The organism is Phycicoccus elongatus Lp2 (genome assembly GCF_000367525.1).
Classification (GTDB): domain Bacteria; phylum Actinomycetota; class Actinomycetes; order Actinomycetales; family Dermatophilaceae; genus Phycicoccus_A; species Phycicoccus_A elongatus.
The window spans coordinates 1,012,660-1,034,884 of record NZ_HF570956.1; the positions used below are offsets into that span (position 1 = coordinate 1,012,660).

The window sequence follows — 22,225 nt, forward strand, 5'->3', positions numbered from 1 at the left end:
CATGGCGCCGATCCAACTCCTGCATCGCGGAGTCCGCCGCCGCGTCGAGCTCGTGCCGATGACCTCAGTGGAGCAACTGCGGGCGGGGCGCTTCACGCGGCGCTTCGTCCAGCTCGTCATCGGGCTGTGGCTCTATGGCGTGTCGATGGCGATGTTCATCCGGGCCGGGCTTGGTCTCGATCCGTGGGATGTCTTCCACTTCGGCGTCCAGACGCACTGGGATGTCAGTTTCGGCACGGTCGTCATCGTCGTGAGCTTTGCGGTCCTGCTGCTCTGGATCCCGCTGCGCCAGTGGCCCGGTCTGGGCACGATCCTCAACTCGGTCCTCATCGGCATTGCCACCGATGTGACGCTGGGGATGTTCGGCGCCCCGACGTCGCTGGGGTGGCGCTGGGCGCTCCTGCTCGGCGCGATCCTCGTCAACGGCATCGCGGGGGCGCTCTACATCGGAAGCCAGTTCGGCCCCGGGCCTCGTGACGGCCTGATGGTGGGCATCTCGCGCAAGTACGGCTGGTCTCTGCGCTTGGTCCGCACGACGATCGAGGTCACCGTGCTCGCCGTCGGGTGGCTGCTCGGTGGCGTCGTCGGTGTCGGGACCGTTCTCTATGCGTTGCTCATCGGGCCGATCGTGCAGTTCTTCCTGCCGCTGCTGACCGTCCGGGTCGACCCGCCGTCACGCTCGGTCGGGGCCGGTGTTGCCGAGGAGACTGATGCTGATCGGCTCGCCGACGAGTCGGGCCAGTGCGAGGCCCACTGAGCGAGGTCGCTCGGCCACGTGCACAGTATGCGTCGTTATGGGGCTCTTCGACTTTGAGCGGGGCGGGGTGGTGGTCATGCTGCGTCTCGTCGTGCTCGGGTGAGCGCGATGGTTGAGAGTATCCGGCGCTGGTAGTTCTTGAGGTTGCGGAAGCCGCAGGCGACGCGTTTGGTGTTCTTGATGATCCGGTTGAAGCCTTCAGTGCGGGCGTTGGTGACCTTCATCGTCAACGCGACGTGGATGGCCGGCCACCAGGTCTCGATGGTGGTGGCCAGGCGGGTGGTCTCGGGCATATCCGCTTGCGCGGCGTCCCGATAGAACTCGTACAGCCGGTGCCGGATCCGGTGCTCATCGGTCTCGGCGAGCAGCAGTCGGAGGCGTTCTTTGACGCCCCAGGCGGCGCCGATCTTGTTGGTGGGGTCCTCGGCAGCCAGGGTGGCCTTGAACCGGGCACGCTCCTTGACGGACAGGTGCTCGTACCCGGTGAGCAGCAGCTGCCGGTTGACCCACACCCGCTCCTTGGTGGTGCCGCGCCGACCGTACCGTTCGCGGGTGACCCGCTGCCGGACCTCGGTGACCATGGTGTTGGCCAGGGCGACCAGGTGCCACTTGTCGACCGCGATCCGCGCGTGCGGCAGGGGCCCGGATCCCGGACGCGTACGGGGCGGAGGTGTCGATGACGACCACCTCGATCGCGGCCCGGAACCCGGGGCTCTGCTCGCTCAGCCAGTCCTTCACACACGCACCGGACCGTCCCGGCGCCAACCCGAGCATCCAACCGGGGCCGGTGGTGTCCGCGTCGACGAAGCTGGTCAGCCACGGGTCGGTCCGGCGCCAGCCAGCCCCGGCCAGGACCCACCGCACCGAGCGGGCCCGGGTCTCATCGATCCCGAGCACCCTGGTGGACTCGGGGGCCGGGAGCCACCTGGCGGCCGCGGCGACCAACGCTCGGTGCGCCGTCGGCCACGACACCCCATGGGTACGGGCGACCTCCTCGACAGCCCGGTTCCCCGAAGCGATCTCGGTCGCGATCACCTCGCGCAGCCGGCTGGTCAGCCGCGCCCGTGTCGGAATCGCCTCCGACTGCTGCGTGAACGAGCCCGTACCGCACAGCGCTTCGGCGCAGGCCAAGCGCCGCTTGCGCCACCACAGCTCGATCACCTGCCCGCACGCGGCCAAGTCCTTGACCCGCACCAGCGGACGCTCCTTCACCCTGGAGGTGAAGACTCCGCAGGCCGGGCAGGGCGCCTCCCGGTCCCGCTGCTCAATCACGACCCTCACGTCGTTCTCGCTGAGCCGCTCGAGACTGATGACGACGAAATCGTCTTCCAGCCCGAACAGCACTGACGTACTGTCGATCATGCTCGTGGCCTCGTTGCTGCTGACGGAGTAGAGACCAACAGCATGACTGGGGCCACGAGCCCCCTCAGGTCAGGGCACCCCGCTCAAAGTCGAAGAGCGCGTTATGGGAGGCAGGGTCACCTGGGGGCGACACTGCAGTGGCTCATGAAGAAGTACTCATTGAGCAGTTACTCGGTCCGCCTGATCCTTGCTGAGAGTGGGTTAGAAGTCCATGGCAAGTCCTTGGACAGCGACACCCTTCTTCGTATTGGCGGATTAGTTGCGGCCAACTACTCTGTCATGGAGATATCTCGCATCGTTCACATGCCCCAAGCTACAGTCGGGTTGATTGCAGCCCAATGCCGGTCTAGCGAACCGCCCGCGAGTCGAGACGGACAGTAATTTCAACTCTTCTTGAGGCCCTGAATGGTCCCTGCGCGGGGTCTACTGTTGTAGTACCGACCGTTGAAACGCCCATCCGCGTAAATGCGCAATTCCGCTGTGCCGCCATGATCGCCCATATCCGAGTCTGCCAAGGCGGGATTGACCCGGTTTGCATAAACATAGGTGAGGCAGGTCGCTGAGCCGTCGGATTGAACTGACCCCAGCGCGGACGTGGATACAGACGTACTCGTTCCACTTGCAACCTCCATCTCGACCTTCATATGAGTCCACGTTTGCCGAACACGTAGCACAACGTCCCTTTGAACTGATTGTCCTGCAATGTCCCTGAAGGTGCTTGACAGTTTTCCCTCGTAGGTTCCAGACGAATCTGGGATGCCGACAACTCCCATTCGAGAGAGCACCGGCCACCGCCACAAATAGCGATCAAATACGTGAAAGAGCAGTGTGAATACTGCAGCGAGGGAGGGAGCGCTGACTAGCCATTCGGGCCACGAGTACCTCGATGTAAGCGTGGTGATAGACCAAGCGCACACAACTGCGATGATCGCCATTGTCGAGTATATGCCGACGCGTGATTCATTGGTTGAGTATGGGTGCATCTCCTAGTAGGCCTCCCACAATGCGTCGAGAATCTCTTGCGCCACAGACACACTGAAGCCACCAGGATCCGTAGCGAAGAGGTCATGTATTCCATCGCACGACTTAAACGACGCCTTGGACGAAACTCTCAACCAGGAAAGCACTTCTAAGAGTCGACGAGAATCATCCGCAATGAATCTACTGCTTGGAACGTTGTAAACCATGCACTCGAGCAAGTAACCCGGGGCTATTCCGTCGCGCAGCATTCCATTCCGCACCGCACGATTGCGTAGGCGCTTGACTTGGCGAACGGTCGCTTTGTATGTCTTGCTGCATTCAGCGTTTTTCGCTTGGCCATTCTTGATATGCTCCTTGGGGAAGTTGACGATCTGTCCACCGCGAAGCGGATGGATTGCTATGCCCTCGACAAAGCCAGCTGATATATCGCTGTTAGGGCCTGGGTAGTGCCGGTATTGCAGACACGGCACGACATCTGCATCGACATACCCTGGGGCAGCATCAACAGTGATGCATTTGTTGCGGGAGTGCACCCGCGATTGCCCGTAGTACTGAGACAGGGCACTCAAGACTTCCGCCCGCAGGTCCGACTCGGTGAAGGTTGCAGCTGGAAGAGCATCCCACCTTGCCTGCTGGGAAGAACTTAGTCGACTACGAGAGCCTTGGAAAGTCCTCTTCGTCATCACTACAATGTCAACGTCCGAGTCAGCTCGGATGTTTGTCGCATTAGCATATGAACCCTGCAAGAAAATCTCGACGTTGTAAGCGCTCTCCAAGATTGCAAGTGCCCTCTTAATTGAGGAGTACGTGTTCTTTGCCGTGACGTCTGAACCGGCAGCGGTCCAGTCGCGGCGCTCTTGAGGCGTGGAAGCCACTAGATAACCCCCTTCTGTTCGACCGTGTGTTGGAACAGCGCAGTCATCGCTGATATTGACGGAATGACATCCCTCACTATGAACCTCCTCCTGCGCCGAGGCCGAAGAATCGTTCGAAGAACTCTGTCAGTCGGCTCAGCACGCGCTGCTTCTTCTCGGTGCGGCTCCCGTCACGTGAGAAGCGTGACACTGGCGGCAACACCTTGGTGATCGCAGTACCTGTTGTCTGGACACCACCGTCGCGGAAGGCTGAGTCGATGAAGTGACGCGTTTCAGAGGGCTTGAGGTCCTCATCGTCGATGATGGCGGCAAGTTCGGCTTCTTTACGTGCAGCGATGAAGGCTTGCCACTCGTCGTCAACGCTGCCACTGGGGGAGACGCTGTCGACGAAGTCTTCGATAAGGTCGCGCTTGTTGCGGAGGCTCGGGCTGGCGTCGACGGCGCGCCTGATCTCGGCGCGAATCTCCTTATCGTCACCGTCGCCGTGTTCGGCGCGGTACTTCTGGACGAGCATGAGGATGTAGTCGACGTTGATCTCGACTTGCTTGATGAGCTCGATCTCGAAGACGACGTCGTCGACGATCGACTCCTTCTCGGGCATCGTGTCTTTGCGGAACTCCGCGTAGAGGTCCAGGTAGACGCTGCGGTAGTCCTGGTTCTGACGTTCGGTGAGCATCTCGTTACCCTCGAACTCGTCGAACGAGGTCAGGATGTTCTGTAGCCGAAGGATGGCCCCGAAGAGCTTGATGAACTCCTTCTGCGCCGCTTCGCTCTCGATGACCTGCCCGAGCGGGAACTGAGCCAATAGCTTGTCGACGGTCTCGGTGTACTCCTGGTAGTAGTCGCCGTAGGGCTTGAGGACAACGATGCCTTTGGCGTCCTTGTTGCCAAACAGGGCGATGGCATCGTTGGTCTCCTCCTCGAGATCACGGAAGGTCACGATGTTGCCTGCCACCTTGACCGAGTTGAGGATTCGGTTGGTGCGGGAGAACGCTTGGATCAGGCCGTGTGACCGCAGGTTCTTATCGACGAAGAGGGTGTTCAGCGTGGTCGCGTCGAAGCCAGTGAGGAACATATTCACTACGATGACCAGGTCGATCTCGCGGTTCTTCATCCGCAGCGACAGGTCTTTGTAGTAGTTCTGGAAGCGATCGGCTGATGTGTCGTAGCTCGTGCCGAACATGTCGTTGTAGTCCTGGATCGCGTCCTCAAGGAAGGCGCGTGCATCGCCTGACATCTCCGAGGTGTCGAAGTCTTCTTCGTCGAGCGCCCCATCCTCCACCTCGGCGTTGGCGGCGTAGGAGTAGATCAATCCCACCTTTAGCTGGCGATCCGGCGGCAAGTCCTCCTGCTGGAGCTGGAACTGGTTGTAGTACATCCTGGCCGCATCGATGGATGCTGTTGCGAACAGTGCGTTGAAGCCCTTGACCCGCTTCGCTTGCTTGAGCTCGTCGATCGCACCTCGACGCTGGCCCGCCATCTCGGCCACATTAGTGATGATCGAGTGGGTGTAGCCGCTGGCCCGCTTCGTCTTCTGGTCGAAGTGCTTCAACGTGTAGGCGACGACTTCCTTGATGCGTTTGGTGGACAGCAGTGCCCGCTCGCGATCGATAGCAGAGACCTGCTTGTCTTCGAACGTGCCGACCTTGACAGTGCTGATGTAGTCAATCTTGAACGGGAGCACGTTTTTATCGGTGATGGCATCCTTGATGGTGTAGGTGTGCAGCTTCTCGCCGAACGCCTGTTCAGTGGTGCGCAGGTTGACGTTGCCGCCGGTTCCAGCATTGGCCGAGAAGATGGGGGTCCCGGTGAAGCCGAACAAGTTGTACTTCTTGAACGCCTTGGTGATCGCGGTGTGCATATCGCCGAACTGCGAGCGATGGCACTCGTCGAAGATGATCACGACATGACCGTCGAAAATCGAGTGGCCCTTGTTGGCGTTGATGAGCGTAGCGAGCTTCTGGATGGTCGTGATGATAATTCGCGCGCTCGGGTCTTCGAGCTGCTTCTTCAGTACGCGCGTCGACGTGTTTGAGTTGGCAGCGCCCTTCTCGAAGCGGTCGTACTCTCGCATCGTCTGATAGTCGAGATCCTTGCGATCGACGACGAAGAGCACCTTATCGACCGGCGCGAGCTTGCTCGCCAGCTGCGCAGTCTTGAAGCTCGTCAAGGTCTTGCCCGACCCTGTGGTGTGCCAGACGTAGCCGCCAGCCGCCACGGTGCCAAGCTGCTTGTAGTTGGTAGACACGTCGATCTTCTGCAGGATCCGCTCGGTGGCGACGATCTGATACGGCCGCATGGCCAGCAGCATCCGGTCGCTGGTCAGGACGCAGTATCGGGTGAGGATGCTCAGGATGGTGTGCCTCGCAAAGAATGTCTTGGCAAAGGCGCTCAGATCCCGAATCGGCTTGTTAGTCGCGTCGGCCCACCAGGAGGTGAACTCAAACGAGTTGGAGGTCTGCCTGCCGCGCCTCTTGCTACTGGACGCGTCGCTGATGTGCTGACGACGTGTCGTGTTCGAGTAGTACTTTGTGAGCGTGCCGTTGCTGATCACGAACAGCTGGACATACTCAAAGAGCCCAGAGCCGGCCCAGAACGAGTCCCGCTGGTAGCGGTTGATCTGGTTGAATCCTTCGCGGATGTCGACACCCCGGCGTTTGAGCTCGACGTGGACCATAGGAAGCCCGTTGACCAGGATGGTTACGTCGTAGCGATTTGCGAATTGGCCGCCCGCGTCGCCGCCCCTCGTCACCTCGTACTGGTTGAGCACCTGCAGTCGGTTGTTGTGGATGTTCTTCTTGTCGAGTAGCGAAATGTTCTTCGTCGAGCCGTCGTCCCGCAGCAGCAGTTGGACGTGGTCCTCTTGAATGCGCACGGTCTTCTCGACGATGCCGTCTTTCTTGCCCGCGATCCGCTCGTTGAAGAAGCGGTCCCACTCAGCGTCCGAGAACGTGACGTGGTTGAGGGTCTCGAGCTGGGTGCGCAGGTTCGCCACAAGATCCGCCTCAGAGGTGATCGTCAGGCGTTCGTAGGCCTGCGACTCAAGGAGGGCGATGAACTGATTCTCTAGTTGGGCTTCCGACTGGTAGCCGGTACTGTCACTGGGCTCAGGGACGTACTCAGCGACGACAGTGCTCTCGGCGCTGAGCGCGATGGGGTCGTACTTACGTGCAGATGCATCACTCATGCGGGGAGCTCCTCGAAGGTGAGGAGCTTGTCACGAAAGTGCTCATACTGCTTGCGTCGAGCCGAGATCTCGGCCGGAAGCCCGATGCTCAGATCGGTCGATAGAGCATCGAACTTGTCGAGGATTGACGAGATGCGACGCTGCTCCTCAAAGCTCGGCAACGCCACCGGATATCTGAGAAACATCGGCCGTCGCAGTGATGTCACGGAGGCATGCACCGACGTTCGCTCAAGGTAGCGGGTAAAATCAGCCACAAGGTAGTGGTAGAGGTATCGAGCGTCAATCTGTTCCCCGGGAACAATTCGGTAAGCGCGTTGGTGAAGCGCATATCGCCCGGACGCGAAGTGGAAAACCTTTCCAACTCCGACGCCATCGCCTGCTGTTATGATCGCCGTCTCGTCGAAGTCGAAGGAGTCGAGCCGGAAAGGCTCGCGGCCACGCGCATAGAAGACATACTCTCCGTCAGCGACGGCGTCCTTCGTGTCATGACTGCCGGTCCCAATGGTCGCGACATCACCAAGGAAGACTCGTTCGACGTCGTCATCGAAGGTCAGGATGTTGGACCGATAGTAATCATACTGACGTCGTCGCGCTTCCAGTTCCGCTTCCAGTTGCGCTTCCATTTCCGCTTTCAGCTGACTGAATTTATCCAATATGCCCGCGATCTCTCGCTGCACTTCGAGAGGCGGCACTGGGAGTCGATAAGCTCGTACGCGACCGTCAGGGATCGCGGGGTAATTGCCTTCGACCTGATTAGCTTCGACGTAACGACGGAAATCGTCGGATCCAAGCATGTGAGCCAGGAACCCAGTCAGCATGACGGAGGTGTCGGGGCGAAGGACACAATATCCCGTACTCGCGATCTGGTGGCTATATTGATCTGGAATGACTGCCCAACGCATTTGTGCAGGTCGAGTCGTCGCGAAGATCACGTCGCCAGCCTCCACGATCTGTTGAGCCCGACTCGGCGCGTTACCCTCGGCGATGGTTGTAGTCACGCCAATCCTGTGAGTATTACGATCGACGGACGACAGGTCAATGTACTGGAAAGGGGCCCCGGCCGTGCTAGGCCACTTTACCTTCGACGCTTTCGATGTAACATCACCGACTGTCCTAAATGCAACACCATCCGGGCACTTATCCGCGATCAATTCATCAATTCGGCTCATGCGAAGAAGTCCTCATCAATCTCCACGATCGTGTAGGTCTCACTGGCCTGGACTCCGACGCCAAACTGGATCATGAGATCCGTGAGGCGTTTGCCGTCGATCAGCACAATCCGCGTTGGCGAAGAGGCAACGTAGTCACGAGCGCCCTGCGAGAAGTAGCTCGTTGTCATGAACACGCCGCTGTCAGCTCGGCCGTGCAACGCGCCCACGAAGCCTTGGACATCGGGACGACCGACACCGTTGTCGCGGGCGTAGCGTTTCGCCTGAATGTAGACCCGGCTCAGTCCGAGGATGTCTTGGTCGATAACACCGTCGATCCCACCATCATTCGTCAGCTGAGTGACTGAACCACTCCCGTTCGCTCCGCCGTAGCCCATTGCCACCAGTAGCTCGACGACCGCCTCCTCGAAGAAGGCGGGATCTTTGTCTTGCAGGCGTTGTAGCAGCTCATGAGCGACCTCAGCATGGATTCGTTCGACGCCGTTCTGCACCTGCTCGATCGGAGTCAACGCTGATGTCTCGGCGGGCGCCTCCGCAGGGCCCGGCTTCCTCGTGGCCGTCGCTACGTATGGGCGTATAGGCGCGGACGGATCTTCCCCAAGTGCCCTGATGTCACGCTCGAGGACGCCGTCCGGGAACTTCTCCAAGAGGTGCCGGCCAGCGTCGGTGATGGTGTAGTTGCCCCGCGTCGGCCGTGCGAGCGCACCGACGTTCGTGAGGAACGACAGTCCCCAGCCAATGCGGTTTTCGTAGGTCGGCTGCCCGGAAGCCAACGTCTCTTTCATCTGCGCCTCCGTCAGTCCGCATTCTCGTCCCACTAGTGGTCGAAGATCGCGCCGCGTGCGCACGACGCCGTCGCTGAGGACGCGAAGTGTCGGCGTCATGAACGCCTCCCATGTGGGCATGTCGCTCATTGGTTGGTGCCCTCCAAAACGGCCACGATCTCATCGATCGAGGCGCGAAGTTGCTGTTGACGGACGACAATCCGAGCAATCTCGGCGTTGAGCTCAGCTATGTCGACAACCTCGCGCAGATCCTCTTGCTCAACATAGGAGGAGACGGCGATGTTGTAGTCGTTGGCCGCGATGTCTTCGTTCGAGACGAGCTTGGTGAAGTGGTCAATGTCCTCGCGACCCATGAAGCGGTCGAGGATCTTGTCTTGATTTGCGGGTGTCAACTTGTTCTTATTGCCTTGACGAGTGAACTCGGAGCTGGCGTCGATGAACAGAACCGCACTGTCTCTCTTTGACTTCTTCAGGACGATGATGCAGGTAGCGATGGTGGTGCCGAAGAACAGATCGGGTGGCAGTTGAATGACGGCGTCGATGTAGTTGTTGTCGATCAGGTACTGGCGGATCTTGCGTTCTGCGCCACCACGGTAGAGCACCCCCGGAAACTCGACGATTGCCGCAGTGCCATTGACGGCCAGCCAGCTGAGGATGTGCATCGTAAAGGCGAGATCGGCCTTGGACTTCGGCGCCAGCACGCCAGCCGGAGCGTAGCGCGGATCGTTGATCAGCAGCGGGTTGCTGTCTCCGTCCCACTTGATCGAGTACGGAGGATTGGACACGATCGCCTCGAAGGGCTCGTCGTCCCAGTGCTGCGGATCGGTCAGTGTGTCGCCGTGACGGATCTCGAAGTTCTCGAAGTTCACGTCATGCAGGAACATGTTGATGCGCGCCAGGTTGTATGTGGTCAGGTTGATCTCCTGACCGTAGAAGCCGTTGCGGACGTTGTTCTTGCCGAGCACCTTTGCGAACTTCAGAAGCAGCGACCCCGAGCCACAGGCAGGGTCATACACCTTGTTCACCGTCTTCTTGCCGACGACAGTGATCCGCGCTAGCAACTCGGAGACCTCTTGAGGTGTGTAGTACTCACCACCGGACTTGCCGGCCTGTGAGGCGTACATCTGCATCAGGTACTCGTAGGCATCGCCGAAGAGATCGATCGTCTGGTCGGTAAAGTTGCCGAGCGGCAGATCGCCGATGGCGTCGAGCAGCTTGACTAGCTTCTCGTTGCGCTTCGCAACTGTGTTGCCGAGTTTTGTGCTGTTGACGTCAAGGTCGTCGAACAGACCTTTTAGGTCATCTTCGCTGTCAGTGCCGAGAGCCGAGCCTTCGATGTTCTTGAACACCTTTTGGAGCGTCTCGTTCAAGTCCGGGTTGGCCGCTGCGTGCTTGCGGACATTAGCGAACAGTTCCGAGGGCAGGATGTAGAAGCCCTTCTCGTTGACTGTGTCCTTGCGGCCGAACTCGGCGTCCTCGTCATCCAGCGCCGCGTAGTCGAAGGTCGCATCCCCGGCCGCACGCTCCTCCTCGTTGACGAACGCTGTCAGGTTCTCGGAAATGAAACGGTAGAAGAGCATCCCGAGCACGTAGCTCTTGAAGTCCCAACCATCCACGCTGCCTCGCAGGTCGTTCGCGATCCGCCAGATCGTCTTGTGCAGCTCGGCTCGTTGAGCTTCTTTAGTACTCGGGGTCATTCAATTCTCCTCTTTTTTCGTATATGAGGCTCATTATAACAAAGATGCTCATTTAAGTGTTCGCGACCGAAGATGACTCGGGCAGCTTGGCTATCGTAATGACCAAGCTGTTCCCTAGGGTTTGCGAACTCACCGTCGTTTCCTTACTCAAAGCGCCGATAGTTGTGACCGTAAAGCATGGCCACAACTCTCCAGGCCACTGCATCCGCCAAGTGCGCTGCTTGTCCCCGTGAGGTGCTTTCAACATAAACAGCTTCTTGAGTGTCTTGACGACGCGTTCAACGGTGAACTCCTGCTCGCCCGATGGCTTTCGCTCCTCGTTCACCTCGAGCGGGACAGGTTTCTGTTCACTATCGACACCAACAAGCGAGAAACTGGCTCATCACAGATGAGGGTGTAGGCCTGGTCGGCGCGTCGGTGGCGAGGTAGGGGTCGAGGTCTCCCGAGGATGGAAGTTCTCACACTGTCCATCCGGGAGACCTCGACGTGCCCGACGCTACCTTCGCTCGCCCCGACCTGGCCACGTTCACGCGCCTTGACGAGCTCGGGCTGGTCGTGACCGGGCAACGCCTGGAGCCCAACAGGGCGGTGCTGGCCTGCCGCGTCATCGACGACGACCGATGGTGCCGACACTGTGGCTGCGAGGGTGCTCCTCGCGACAGTGTGGTCCGGGAGCTGGCGCACGAGCCGTTCGGGTGGCGTCCGACGACGCTGGCGGTCACCATCCGCCGGTACCGGTGCACTGGCTGCGGGCGGGTATGGCGGCAGGACACGACCAAGGCTGCGCAGCCGCGGGCCAGGTTGTCCCGGGCGGCGCTGCGGTGGGCGCTCACCGCGCTGGTTGTCCAGCACCTGACCGTCGCCCGGGTCGCCGAGGCCTTGACCGTCGCCTGGAACACCGCCAACGACGCGGTCCTGGCCGAGGGCAAGCGGGTCCTGATCAGCGACCCGGCCCGGTTCGACGGGGTCGCGGTGGTCGGGGTCGACGAGCACGTGTGGCGGCACACCCGCAAGGGTGACAAGTACGTCACCGTGATCATCGACCTGACCCCGATCCGCGACGGTCCTGGCCCGGCCCGGCTGCTGGACATGGTCGAAGGCCGCTCCAAGGCGGCGTTCAAGACCTGGCTGGCCGACCGTCCCCAGGCCTGGCGGGATGCCGTCGAGGTGGTCGCGATGGACGGGTTCACCGGGTTCAAGACCGCGGCGGCCGAGGAGCTGCCCGACGCGGTCGCGGTCATGGATTCCTTCCACTTCGTCCGCCTGGGAGGGGACGCTCTGGACCGGTGCCGGCGCCGGGTCCAGCAGGACTGCACGGCCACCGCGGCCTGGCCAGCGACCCGTTGTACCGGGCCAGGCGGACCCTGCACACCGGGGACGACCTCCTCACCGACCGGCAACGAGAGCGCCTGGTCCTGCTGTTCAGCACCGACGACCACGTCGAGGTCGAAGCGACCTGGGGCCTCTACCAGCGGATGATCGCGGCCTACCGCGACCCCGACCGGACCAGAGCCCGGGAGGCGATGCGCGCGCTCATCGGCTGCCTGCGCGACGGCGTCCCGGCCCCGCTGACCGAGCTGCGCCGCCTGGGCCGGACCCTGACCCAACGGGCCGCGGACGTACTGGCCTACTTCGACCGGCCCGGCACCTCCAACGGCCCGACCGAGGCCCTCAACGGACGCCTGGAACACCTGCGCGGCTCCGCCCTGGGCTTCCGCAACCTGACCAACTACATCGCCAGATCCCTGCTCGAGACCGGTGGCTTCAGGTCCCGCCTACACCCTGGATTGTGATGAGCCATATTGCCTCGCATTCGCATCGAGTACGACGAGCTACCTACCTCGGGTTTGAGCTACTGGAATGGCATTTGAGTGGATGCTTGTCATCAACAAGGTCGAGAGTCCGGCTCGGCAGCGCTTCAGCATGCTGCACGAGTACAAGCACGTCATCGACCATGTCGACCGCGTCGTCCTCTATGCGAGCGAGGAAGACGCTGAGCGTGCCGCTGACTTCTCCGCAGGATGCGTGCTCATGCCGATGCGTGAGAGGAAACGGCTCTTCGGTGGCGGAATGCAGCGCGTTGAGGACCTTGCCGAGCACTTCGGTACCAGCACTGCAGCCGTCCGAGTTCGGCTCGACCAGGTCGGGCTGATCGATCCCACGACGTTCACGCGCAACCTAAGGTGCGCGAGGCCTGTCCAGACAACCCCATGGCGCTCTCAGCGCTTCCGCCCCGTCAAGAGGAGCTTCAAATGAGCACACAGGCAAGCAGCCAGAAGATCGCCATCTCCTATCTGCGGGTGTCGACCACTCGCCAGATGAATACCGGCTCGGATGTCGTTGCTGACGGCAACTGCATCGCGACCCAGCGCATCGCCAACCAGGCGAAGGCTGACGAGATGGGCGCGGTGATCCAGAAGGAGTTCATCGAACCTGGCGCATCGGCGCAGTCGATAGACAAACGGCCCGTGTTCAAGCGCGCGCTGGCGTACCTCGCGTCTCACCCCGAAGTGGACTACGTGATCATCTACATGCGATCACGAGCCTTCAGAAATCTGGCAGACGCTGTCATGACCAAGCGCAGACTCGAAGCGGAGGGTGTGCGGCTGATATCGGCCAAGGAGGACTTCGGCGAGGGCATCATGGCCGACGCCATGGAGGCTGTGACCGACATCATAAACGAGGTCCAGGTCCGCATGTCTGGCGAGGACATCAAGGTCAAGATGCAGCACAAGGCGGAGCGCGGCGGCACCAATGGCCGCGCGCGACTTGGCTACAAGAACGTTCGCATCGAACACGAGGGACGCCAAGTCAACAGCATCGAGCTGGATCCAGAGCGCGCGCACCTGATCCGCAAAGCGTTCGAACTCTTCGCCACTGGCGACTACACCGTCGACCGCGTGCTAGCCACTGTCACCGACATGGGTCTGACCACGCGTCCGACGCGTCGCTACAAGGGTGGGCCCATCTCTCGCTCGGCGATGCATCGCATCCTGATCGAGCCGTACTACAAGGGCGTCGTGGTCTACAAGGGTGAGCAGTATCCGGGAAGACACACGAGCCCATCGTTGATGTGGACGTGTGGGACGAGGTGCAGCGCGTCATGGAGCATCGCTCAAAGGGCGGACAGCGTGATCGCGTGCACTACCACTACCTCAAGGGACTGATGTACTGCGATCGCTGCACTCAGAACGGCCGGGCCAGCCGCATGATCTTCACCAAGGCCGAGGGGCGTCGTGGTGACTACTACGACTACTTCGCCTGTCGTGTCCGACTGGAGGGCAAAGGTCAATGCGACCTGCCGTATCTGCCGGCTGCGCAGGTCGAGTGGCACGTCGCCGATCACTACGTACGTCTCGGGCTGCCGCACGACTTCCGTGAGGCCATCACCGAGGCCGTCGGAGCGACTCTGGACAATGAGCAAGCCAACCTGCGTGAGATCCACGCTGGATACCGGAAGCAACTCGACCGGCTCGCCGTTCGCGAGGAGAAGCTGCTCGACCTCGCTGAAGACTCGGCACTGCCGCGCGAGAAGATCAATGCTCGACTCAGGCAGATACAGATCGAGCGCGTGGCGGCTGAAGAAGGAATGCAGGAGACCGGCGACAAAATCAGTGTCGGTGCGACAGTGCTTGACCGGCACCTGCGACTTCTCGACGACCCGCACCCTACATACGCCACGGCACCGGACGCCGTCCGCCGAGACTGAACATCGCCAGCTTCACTCGACTCTGGATCGATGAGGACGGCATCAAGCGCGACAGAAGACGCCGATCGTGCAGGAACTGCACGACGCTGCTGTCGCCTACGAGGAGGCTGACAAGCCCGCGCTCGGCTCGGCTATCGCAAAAGGAATCGCCCCCGACCTGATGGCCGAGGGCGAAGATCCCGAGACGTGCACACTGGCTGATCTGTTTTGTGCAGGTTCCAATATGAACGTCTACGTGCGCGAGGCGGGACTTGAACCCGCACACCCGAGGGCACCAGAACCTAAATCTGGCGCGTCTGCCAATTCCGCCACTCGCGCGCGTGGCCCACTGTAGGCGCTCAGCCGTCGACGGCGAGGGTGAGGGGCAGCACCGCCCGAGCCCCGGCCGACCGCAGCGCCCGGGTGGCCACGGTCAACGTCCACCGTGACGACACGAGGTCGTCGACGAGCAGGACCGGCCCCGGGTGCGTTGCCAGGGCCACGCCGAGGTCCGTCCCGACGACCAGGCGATCCCAGACGCCCGCGAGCCGGAAGGCGCTGTTTCCTCCGGGCTCACCGGTTGGGCCCCCGTGCGCGAGGTCGAGTGTCCCGAGCAGCGGCAGCCGACCGATCTCGGCCAGCCCCGCGGCCAGGGAGGCGACGAGCGTGGGGTGGCTGCGCGACGGCATACCGACGACACCGACGGGGCGCTCGGACCATCCCCACTCGGCGAGGACCGGCACGACGGCACGCAGCAACTCCGCCGAAGCTGGTGCGTCCTCGCGCAGGACCTCGCGCAACCGCTGGCCCCACCCGAGGTCCGACAGCCGCCCCAGGGCCCGACCGGGCTCCATCGCCTCGTCAGCCGCGATCCGACCCTTGACCGGCACGCCGAGGCGTTCCATCCCGGTCGGCCACTGGGCCCGCGGCTCGATCGGGACCCCCACCTTCGCCAGCCGAGCCCGTGCCGCAGCACGCACCTCGTCGCCGACCTCGGTCGGGAACCAGGCACCGGCGCAGTTGTCGCACCGGCCACAATCGGCAGCAGTCCCGTCGTCGAGACTCTCCTGCAGGAACCGCATGCGGCAGGTCGTCGTCGCCTCGTAATCGAGCATGAGCTGCTGCTCGTCACGCCGTGCCCTGTCCACGCGTGCGTAGCGCTCGGCGTCATAGGTCCACGGCACGCCGGTGCTGATCCACCCGCCGGTCACCCGCTGCACAGCACCGTCGACGTCGAGCACCTTGAGGAGCAGTTCCAGCCGGGTGCGGCGGACGTCCACGATCGTCTCCAGGGCGGCCGTCGACAGCGCTCGGCCGGCTTGCGTCAAAGCGGTCAGGACGGCACCGGCCTGGTCCTCGCGCGGCATGGACACCGATGCGAAGTAGGTCCAGATGTCGCGGTCCTCCACCCCCGGCATGAGCAGCACGTCGGCCCGCTCGGTCGCTCGGCCGGCTCGCCCCACCTGCTGGTAGTAGGCCACCGGCGAACTCGGTGCACCCAGGTGCACGACGAATCCCAGGTCGGGCTTGTCGAAGCCCATCCCCAACGCGGAGGTCGCCACGAGCGCCTTGACCTCGTTGTGCCGCAACGCCTCCTCGAGGCGCTCACGATCGGCGGGGTCCGTGCGGCCGGTGTAGGACGCAACCGTCAGCCCCGCCTCGGACAGCGCTGTCGCGACATCCTCGGCTGCCGCGACGGTCAAGGTGTAGATGATGCCGCTGCCGGGCAGTGAGGGCAGGTGTGTCACCAGCCAGGCGAGACGGCTCTCGGGTGACATCGACCGCAGCACACCCAGCCGGAGCGACGCGCGCGCCAGGCCGCCGCGGATCGTTTCCACGTGCACCCGCGAGCCGTCACCGGCGCGCCCGAGCTGCTCCTCGACGTCCGCGACGACTCGCGCGTTCGCGGTCGCCGTCGTCGCCAGGACCGGCGTGCCCTCCGGCAGCGCCGTCAGCAGATCGGCGATCCGGCGATAGTCGGGGCGGAAGTCGTGCCCCCAGTCCGAGATGCAGTGCGCCTCGTCGACCACGACGAGCCCGCATCGTCGCGCCAGATCGGGCAATTGCTCCTCGCGGAAGCGAGGATTGTTGAGCCGCTCCGGACTGACGAGCAGCACGTCGACCTCGTCGCGCGAGAGGGCGTCGCGGACCTCGTCCCAGTCCTGGGCATTGGCCGAGTTCATCGTCACGGCGCGGATGCCCGCCCGATGGGCCGCCGCGATCTGGTCGCGCATGAGCGCGAGCAGCGGCGACACGATGAGCGTCGGGCCCGACCCCTGGGACCGCCGCAGCGCTGTCGCCACGAAGTAGACGGCCGACTTGCCCCATCCGGTGCGCTGCACGACGAGCACCCGTGCACGGTCGGCCACGAGGGCGCGCACGGCCTCGAGTTGGCCGTCGCGGAAGTCCGCGTCGTCGCGGCCCACCAAGCGGCGCAGGGCGGCCGTTGCCGCTGCGGTCAGGTCTGTCGTCGAGTTCACCATGGTCTCCCCACCGTATGCCGCGGGGCCGACACCGCGGGCAACCGCGCCTTCCCCTTCGCTCGGGGCGGGTTCTCCCGTGCCCTGGCACGGATGAACCCGCCCCGAACGCGACGTCGGTCAGTGCCAGCCGGCCTCGTCGACGCCACCGGGGATGTCGCGGGCCGGGTCGTAGGGCTCCCGAGTGAAGCGGAAGGACGCCAGGTCGAGGTGGCTCACGGCACCATGGGCGTCCCGGACCACCCGCAGCGGCTCCCCGGTGTAATAGCCATCGAGCCCGATCCATTCATCAGGGCCGACCGGGTCGAAGCGCGATCCGCGCCGTTCGCCGGGCTCCCCGAGCACCAGGCGCCCCTGGCGAAGGCTGGCCACTACCGGTGCTGGCCCCCAGTGCCATTGCCCGACGAGGTCGAGCCCGACCGCCTCACCCTGGCCCACCCACGGTGTCGGTGCGTTCGGTGCGGCCTCGAGCAGTGTGGCGTGCAGGTCGGTCATGAGAGAGCGGCCGACGGGCGTGGAGGTCGTGTTGAGCAGGGTGACGACGCCGTCGCCGGTGGCGAGGTTGACCCGCAGGCCGGCGAGGAAGCCCGGCATGGAGCCGCCGTGACCGGCATACCTGACGCCGTCGACGTTCCAGACCTCCCAACCCAGTCCGTGGGCGCCGGTCCACGGCGCCCCAACCTCCTCGTGCACCATGTGCGGTTCGAGCATCTCGGCCACCGTGTCGGCGGACAGCACACCCTCGGTGCGTCCGGCGAGGAAGGCCGCCCAACGACCGAGGTCGGCGACGGTCGACCACAGCTGACCAGCCGGCGCCATTGCCCCGGCGTCGTGCTCGGGCTCACGAAGCACGAGGTCGGCCACTGGGTGCACCGCCCAGCCCTGAGCAGCACGGCCGCTGGGGCGCAACGTCGTTCGCATCATGCCGAGCGGCACGAGCAGGTCGTCGCGCACCACCTCGAACCACGGTCGATGCTCCACGACCTCGAGGAGGTGACCGAGCGCGGCATACCCGACATTCGTGTAGTGGAAGCGCCGGCCGGCGCGGAAGCGTTGCTCGACGCCCGCGGCGACGAGTTCGTCCCAGGTGCCACCGGGGGTGCGTTCCCACCACGGTCCCGGTGTCTCGGCCTGCAGCCCGGCGGTGTGGGTCAGCAACTGCTCGATGGTCACCGACCCGAAGGGCGTCCCCGCAACGTGCTCCTCGAACCGGTCGGCGAGGTCGAGTCGCCCGGCATCCCGCAGGCGCAGGATCGTCACGGCGACAAAGGTTTTCGTGATCGAACCCATCCTGAACTGCGTGTCATCATCGGGCGCCGAGGCGCCCACGCTGCCAGCAGCGCCGGACCAGACCAACGCTCCGTCACGCACGACGCCGGCGACCAGAGCAGGCACGCGCCCCTCGACCTGGGCGGTCGCCACGAGGTGGTCGAGGCGGAGGACGGCAGCGTCAGGAAGGCCCATGCCCCACGCTATGCCGTGGGCACGTCAGTCGTCGTCGACGACGATGACGACCAGCGTGCGTGGGCCGTGGACACCCTCGACCCGGTCGAGCTCGATGTCACTGGTCGCGCTCGGACCACTGATCCAGGTGAGCGGCCGCTGCTCGACGCCCAGGGCGGCCAGGCGAGCAACCGCATCGGGCACATCGTCGACGACCGTTCTGGCGGCCACCACGCAGATGTGGCGGTCGGGCACGAGCGTCAGCTCCCGCCGGCCCTGACCTGCGCTGTGGTCGAGGATGATCGTGCCGGTGCGCGCGACCGACACGCTGGACGAGGTCAGCGTGGCGCCGACCGCACCGAGCTCGTCATAGCTGATGGCGGTGCCGTCATCGACCTGCAGCACGGAGACCTCCGGGCCCAGGGCGGTCGTCCAGTCAGGGTCTGCGCCGGCCGGCACGAGGAGAGAGCCGATCCCCAGGTCGCCGACGACGCGGCCGATGGCCCCGGCGACCTCGCCCTCGCGGGTTCTGACCACCGTTGCCCGATAGTCGGCGACGTTCTCGCAGAAGAGGTCCACGTCCCCGTGCTGCACCTCGACGGGCGGCACCAACCTGCCCGTGGGACCAGCCCCTGCCGCGGCGTTGGCGGTGCGAATGCGGGCCAGCATCTCGTCGCGCGCACTCATCGGTCGCTCCCGTCGCGCCGGGTGCCATCGGCGTCATGGGTGCGCATCCACCAGTCGCGGAAGGTCTCCGGTGGGGGTGCGGGTAGGTCGCGCGCATTGGTCCAGCCGGACAGTGGCCCCGGGAGGTTGCGGGGCATCCGACCCCGGCTGAGTCGCCCCGCGAGGGTCGCCGCGCGCTGCGCCAGGCCCAGTCGACCGGCCGAGCCGAAGAGCCAGCCCATCGCTCCCATGCCCACGCCCTCCGCCGAGGCGCCCTTGGCCTCGACGACCTTGGTGCGCAGGTCGACGAGGACCTCGGGAATGTCGATGCGCACGGGGCACGCCTCGAAGCAGGCACCACACAGCGAGGAGGCGTAGGGGAGGGAGGCATCGACCTCCGAGCCGACCCCACGCAGTTGCGGATTGAGGATGGCCCCGATCGGCCCCGGGTAGACCGAACCGTAGGCGTGTCCCCCGGTGCGCTCGTAGACCGGGCACACGTTGAGGCACGCCGAGCAGCGGATGCATCGAAGTGCCTGTCGCCCCACGGGATCCGCGAGCACATGCGTCCGGCCGTTGTCCACGAGCACGACGTGCACGTCCTGCGGTCCGTCTCCGGGCGTGACGCCCGTCCACATCGAGGTGTAGGGGTTCATCCGCTCCCCGGTCGAGCTGCGGGGGAGCAGCGTCAGGAGCGGCCCGAGGTCGGCGAAGCGCGGCACGACCTTCTCGATCCCGACGACCGAGATGAGCGTCTCCGGCAGGGTCAGGCACATCCGGCCGTTGCCCTCGGATTCCACGACGACGAGCGTTCCCGTCTCTGCGACAGCGAAATTCGCGCCGCTGACCGCCACCTTTGCCCGCAGGAACTTCTCCCGCAGGTGCAATCGCGCCGCCTCCGCCAAGCGCGCCGGCTCATCGGTGAGGTCGTCGGGTGCGGGCGGGCCGCCCCACCGCGCCCATCTCGCGCCGGAAGATCTCACGCACCTCACTGCGGTTGCGGTGGATCGCCGGCACGAGGATGTGGCTGGGCCGGTCATGGCCGAGTTGCACGATGAGCTCGGCGAGGTCGGTCTCCCAGGCGTGGATACCCGCTGCCTCCAGGGCCTCGTTGAGCTCGATCTCCTGGGTGGCCATCGACTTGACCTTGACCACCTCGTCGGCACCGCGCGCTCGCACCAGGTCGACGACGATCCGGTTGGCCTCGGCCGCATCGCGCGCCCAGTGCACTTTCGCGCCCTGCTCGGTCAGTCGGGTCTCCAACTCCTCGAGGTATACCGCGAGGTCACCGAGCGCGTCGTCCTTGGCGGACGCTCCCGCGAGGCGCACGTCCTCCCAGTCCGCGACCTCGGCGACGACTGCGGCGCGCTTGGCCCGGATCGTCGACGTGGCGTGGGCCAGATTGCGCCGTTGCTGAGTGTTGTCCAGGGCCACGCGAGCGGCCACGGGGAAGGACGGCATACCGACATAGATCGGTGAGGTCCGCTGCAACGGAGGCGAATCGGTCATCACGCGCCCCCCTCCGTCGCGGCCAGCACCTCGGCCAGATGCATCGTGCGCACCCCGGCTCGCTGTCTCTCCAGGATCCCGCCGATGTGGGCCAGGCACGAGTTGTCGCCGGCCACCAGAACCTCGGCGCCGGTCTCGCGCACGTGGCGGGCCTTGTCGGAACCCATCGCGATCGAGACATCGGCATTCTTCAGCGCGAAGGTGCCGCCGAAACCGCAGCACTCGCGCGCCCCTGGCAACTCGACAAGCGTCAGCCCCTTGACCGCGCGCAGCAGGCGTTCCGGTCGGTCACCGACCTTGAGCATTCGCAACGAATGGCAGGTCGGGTGATAGGTCACCCGGTGAGGGAAGTAGGCGCCGACGTCGACCACGCCGAGTGCGTCGACGAGAAACTCGCTCAACTCGTGCACGCGGGGGGTGAGAGCCTCCACCGCTGCCGCCAACCCGGAGTCCCCGCCGTGCCGGGCCACCATCGCGTGCTGCTCCCGCACCGACCCCACGCACGACCCCGACGGTGCGACGACGGCGTCGTAGGAGCCGAAGACGTCGACGAACGAGCGGACCAGCGGCAGGCTGCGCGCGGCATACCCCGTGTTCGTGAACATCTGCCCGCAGCACGTCTGCGCGAGCGGGAACTCCACCCGGCAGCCGAGGCGTTCGAGGAGGCGCACCGTCGCCTTGGGTGCCTCGGGAAACATGGTGTCGTTGAAGCAGGTCGCGAAGAGTGCCACCCGCAACGACGTCCCTCCCCCCGCGGTCACGGCAGCATCCAGGCCAGGACGCTCGACTGCAGGCCCACGAGCAGGCACATGAGGACGATGAGCCCGATCGACCAGGGGAGCACCTTGCGCAGGATCGCCGCCTCGCGGCCGACCAGACCAACCGCCGTTGCGGCGATGGTGAGGTTCTGCGGCGAGATCATCTTGCCGACCACGCCGCCGCTGGTGTTGGCGGCCACCAGCAGGGTGGGGTCGAGCCCGGCCTTCTGGGCGGCGGTCTGCTGGAGGGTGGCGAAGAGGGCGTTGGCGGAGGTGTCGGACCCGGTGACCGCGGTGCCGAGCCAGCCCAGGAGCGGGGAGAGGTAGGCGAAGGCGGCGCCCGCGCCGGCGATCCACACGCCGATGGTGATCGTCTGGCCGGAGAGGTTCATGACGTAGGCGAGAGCCAGCACCGAGGCCACGGTGAGGAAGGCGAAGCGCATCTTGTGCGCCGTCGCGCCGGCCTCGCGGGCCCAGGTGGACATCGACACACGGTAGACCGCGGCGACGACGAGCGAGCAGAGCAGCAGCAGCGTGCCCGGTGAGGAGAGCCACGGCAGCGTGTAGACCGTGGAGGTGCTCACCTTGCCGGCGACGGTGAGGACGTGGCCGTCCAGCCCGGGCCAGGGGATCTTGCGGTCGGTGCCGGTGAGGAAGTCCTTGACGGCCGGCACGAGCTTGGCGACCGAGAAGACGGCGATGACGAGCAGGTAGGGGAAGAGCGCCATCACGATCCGGGCGGGGGTGAGCGCACGTGCCCGCCTCGCCAGCTCCTCGGCCGAGACTCCGTATGGCGAGTCGTCGCGCTCGGAGGTGACCGTCGGCTCGGTGCCCATCGGCCCGGTGGGGGCGCTCGGGCCGCCCGCCG

15 protein-coding genes, 1 tRNA gene and 3 pseudogenes are annotated in these 22,225 nt (G+C 64.3%); 5 read left to right on the forward strand and 14 right to left on the reverse strand.

Annotated elements, in window-relative coordinates; all coding sequences use genetic code 11:
• Position 1 precedes the first annotated feature (1 nt).
• Positions 2-757: a membrane protein YczE gene (gene yczE / locus BN10_RS04830; protein WP_010850050.1), complete on the forward strand. Its 756-nt coding sequence runs from the start codon at positions 2-4 to the stop codon at positions 755-757.
• A 74-nt stretch (positions 758-831) separates the two neighbouring features.
• Here yczE and BN10_RS18230 read toward each other — a convergent pair.
• The 7 genes and pseudogenes from BN10_RS18230 to BN10_RS04855 form a co-directional block, all read right to left on the reverse strand.
• Positions 832-2,119 (reverse strand): annotated as a pseudogene (locus BN10_RS18230) (ISL3 family transposase).
• 383 nt (positions 2,120-2,502) lie between these two features.
• Positions 2,503-3,102 (reverse strand): Cap15 family cyclic dinucleotide receptor domain-containing protein, encoded by a 600-nt coding sequence (locus BN10_RS18235; RefSeq protein ID WP_407674653.1) that lies wholly within the window; start codon positions 3,100-3,102, stop codon positions 2,503-2,505.
• Between the two features lie 3 nt (positions 3,103-3,105).
• Positions 3,106-3,975 (reverse strand): nucleotidyltransferase domain-containing protein, encoded by an 870-nt coding sequence (locus tag BN10_RS18240; protein WP_010850055.1) that lies wholly within the window; start codon positions 3,973-3,975, stop codon positions 3,106-3,108.
• A gap of 76 nt (positions 3,976-4,051) precedes the next feature.
• Complete coding sequence (locus BN10_RS04840) at positions 4,052-7,162, reverse strand: type I restriction endonuclease subunit R (protein ID WP_010850057.1); 3,111 nt, start codon at positions 7,160-7,162, stop codon at positions 4,052-4,054.
• Positions 7,159-8,331: a restriction endonuclease subunit S gene (locus tag BN10_RS16195; protein WP_040750935.1), complete on the reverse strand. Its 1,173-nt coding sequence runs from the start codon at positions 8,329-8,331 to the stop codon at positions 7,159-7,161. The genes BN10_RS04840 and BN10_RS16195 overlap by 4 nt, the downstream gene beginning before the upstream one ends.
• The gene (locus BN10_RS04850; RefSeq protein WP_010850059.1) at positions 8,328-9,245 is read right to left on the reverse strand and encodes a restriction endonuclease; all 918 of its coding nucleotides are present in this window, start codon (positions 9,243-9,245) and stop codon (positions 8,328-8,330) included. Before BN10_RS04850 ends, BN10_RS16195 begins: the two co-directional genes overlap by 4 nt.
• Positions 9,242-10,813, reverse strand: coding sequence for a type I restriction-modification system subunit M (locus BN10_RS04855; RefSeq protein WP_010850060.1), 1,572 nt, complete (start codon positions 10,811-10,813; stop codon positions 9,242-9,244). Before BN10_RS04855 ends, BN10_RS04850 begins: the two co-directional genes overlap by 4 nt.
• A 486-nt stretch (positions 10,814-11,299) precedes the next feature.
• Between BN10_RS04855 and BN10_RS04860 the strand changes: the two are divergent.
• The 4 genes and pseudogenes from BN10_RS04860 (at position 11,300) to BN10_RS15585 (ending at position 14,522) form a co-directional block, all read left to right on the forward strand.
• Positions 11,300-12,606 (forward strand): annotated as a pseudogene (locus tag BN10_RS04860) (ISL3 family transposase).
• Between the two features lie 67 nt (positions 12,607-12,673).
• Entirely contained in the window at positions 12,674-13,069 is a 396-nt protein-coding gene (locus BN10_RS04865; RefSeq protein ID WP_010850065.1) for an ImmA/IrrE family metallo-endopeptidase, read from the forward strand.
• Entirely contained in the window at positions 13,066-13,980 is a 915-nt protein-coding gene (locus BN10_RS15580; protein ID WP_051369621.1) for a recombinase family protein, read from the forward strand. The genes BN10_RS04865 and BN10_RS15580 overlap by 4 nt, the downstream gene beginning before the upstream one ends.
• Positions 13,981-14,021: 41 nt before the next feature.
• Entirely contained in the window at positions 14,022-14,522 is a 501-nt protein-coding gene (locus BN10_RS15585; protein ID WP_233354264.1) for a hypothetical protein, read from the forward strand.
• Between the two features lie 236 nt (positions 14,523-14,758).
• Here BN10_RS15585 and BN10_RS04875 read toward each other — a convergent pair.
• From BN10_RS04875 to BN10_RS04905, 7 genes and pseudogenes are all read right to left on the reverse strand, one after another.
• Positions 14,759-14,840 (reverse strand) — tRNA-Leu (locus tag BN10_RS04875).
• A gap of 20 nt (positions 14,841-14,860) precedes the next feature.
• Entirely contained in the window at positions 14,861-16,984 is a 2,124-nt protein-coding gene (locus BN10_RS04880) for a RecQ family ATP-dependent DNA helicase (protein ID WP_010850069.1), read from the reverse strand.
• Positions 16,985-17,101: 117 nt separating this feature from the next.
• Positions 17,102-18,445 carry a serine hydrolase domain-containing protein gene (locus tag BN10_RS04885; protein WP_010850070.1) on the reverse strand — a complete coding sequence of 448 codons (1,344 nt, stop codon included), beginning with the start codon at positions 18,443-18,445 and terminating at the stop codon, positions 17,102-17,104.
• Positions 18,446-18,469: 24 nt separating this feature from the next.
• Complete coding sequence (locus tag BN10_RS04890; RefSeq protein ID WP_010850071.1) at positions 18,470-19,111, reverse strand: LutC/YkgG family protein; 642 nt, start codon at positions 19,109-19,111, stop codon at positions 18,470-18,472.
• Positions 19,108-20,599: pseudogene (locus BN10_RS04895) on the reverse strand (lactate utilization protein B). Before BN10_RS04895 ends, BN10_RS04890 begins: the two are co-directional and overlap by 4 nt.
• Positions 20,599-21,360 (reverse strand): (Fe-S)-binding protein, encoded by a 762-nt coding sequence (locus BN10_RS04900; RefSeq protein ID WP_010850072.1) that lies wholly within the window; start codon positions 21,358-21,360, stop codon positions 20,599-20,601. The pseudogene BN10_RS04895 and the gene BN10_RS04900 overlap by 1 nt, the downstream one beginning before the upstream one ends.
• Positions 21,357-22,225 (reverse strand): L-lactate permease (locus BN10_RS04905; protein ID WP_198014007.1); only part of this gene is annotated, 869 nt, incomplete at its 5' end. The genes BN10_RS04900 and BN10_RS04905, both read right to left, overlap by 4 nt.

Coding starts and splice junctions, on each gene's coding strand:
- yczE (WP_010850050.1), top strand. CDS start 2: ATGGCGCCGATCCAACTCCTGCATCGCGGAGTCCGCCGCCGCGTCGAG.
- BN10_RS18235 (WP_407674653.1), bottom strand. CDS start 3,102: ATGCACCCATACTCAACCAATGAATCACGCGTCGGCATATACTCGACA.
- BN10_RS04840 (WP_010850057.1), bottom strand. CDS start 7,162: ATGAGTGATGCATCTGCACGTAAGTACGACCCCATCGCGCTCAGCGCC.
- BN10_RS16195 (WP_040750935.1), bottom strand. CDS start 8,331: ATGAGCCGAATTGATGAATTGATCGCGGATAAGTGCCCGGATGGTGTT.
- BN10_RS04850 (WP_010850059.1), bottom strand. CDS start 9,245: ATGAGCGACATGCCCACATGGGAGGCGTTCATGACGCCGACACTTCGC.
- BN10_RS04855 (WP_010850060.1), bottom strand. CDS start 10,813: ATGACCCCGAGTACTAAAGAAGCTCAACGAGCCGAGCTGCACAAGACG.
- BN10_RS04865 (WP_010850065.1), top strand. CDS start 12,674: ATGGCATTTGAGTGGATGCTTGTCATCAACAAGGTCGAGAGTCCGGCT.
- BN10_RS15580 (WP_051369621.1), top strand. CDS start 13,066: ATGAGCACACAGGCAAGCAGCCAGAAGATCGCCATCTCCTATCTGCGG.
- BN10_RS15585 (WP_233354264.1), top strand. CDS start 14,022: ATGATCTTCACCAAGGCCGAGGGGCGTCGTGGTGACTACTACGACTAC.
- BN10_RS04880 (WP_010850069.1), bottom strand. CDS start 16,984: ATGGTGAACTCGACGACAGACCTGACCGCAGCGGCAACGGCCGCCCTG.
- BN10_RS04885 (WP_010850070.1), bottom strand. CDS start 18,445: ATGGGCCTTCCTGACGCTGCCGTCCTCCGCCTCGACCACCTCGTGGCG.
- BN10_RS04890 (WP_010850071.1), bottom strand. CDS start 19,111: ATGAGTGCGCGCGACGAGATGCTGGCCCGCATTCGCACCGCCAACGCC.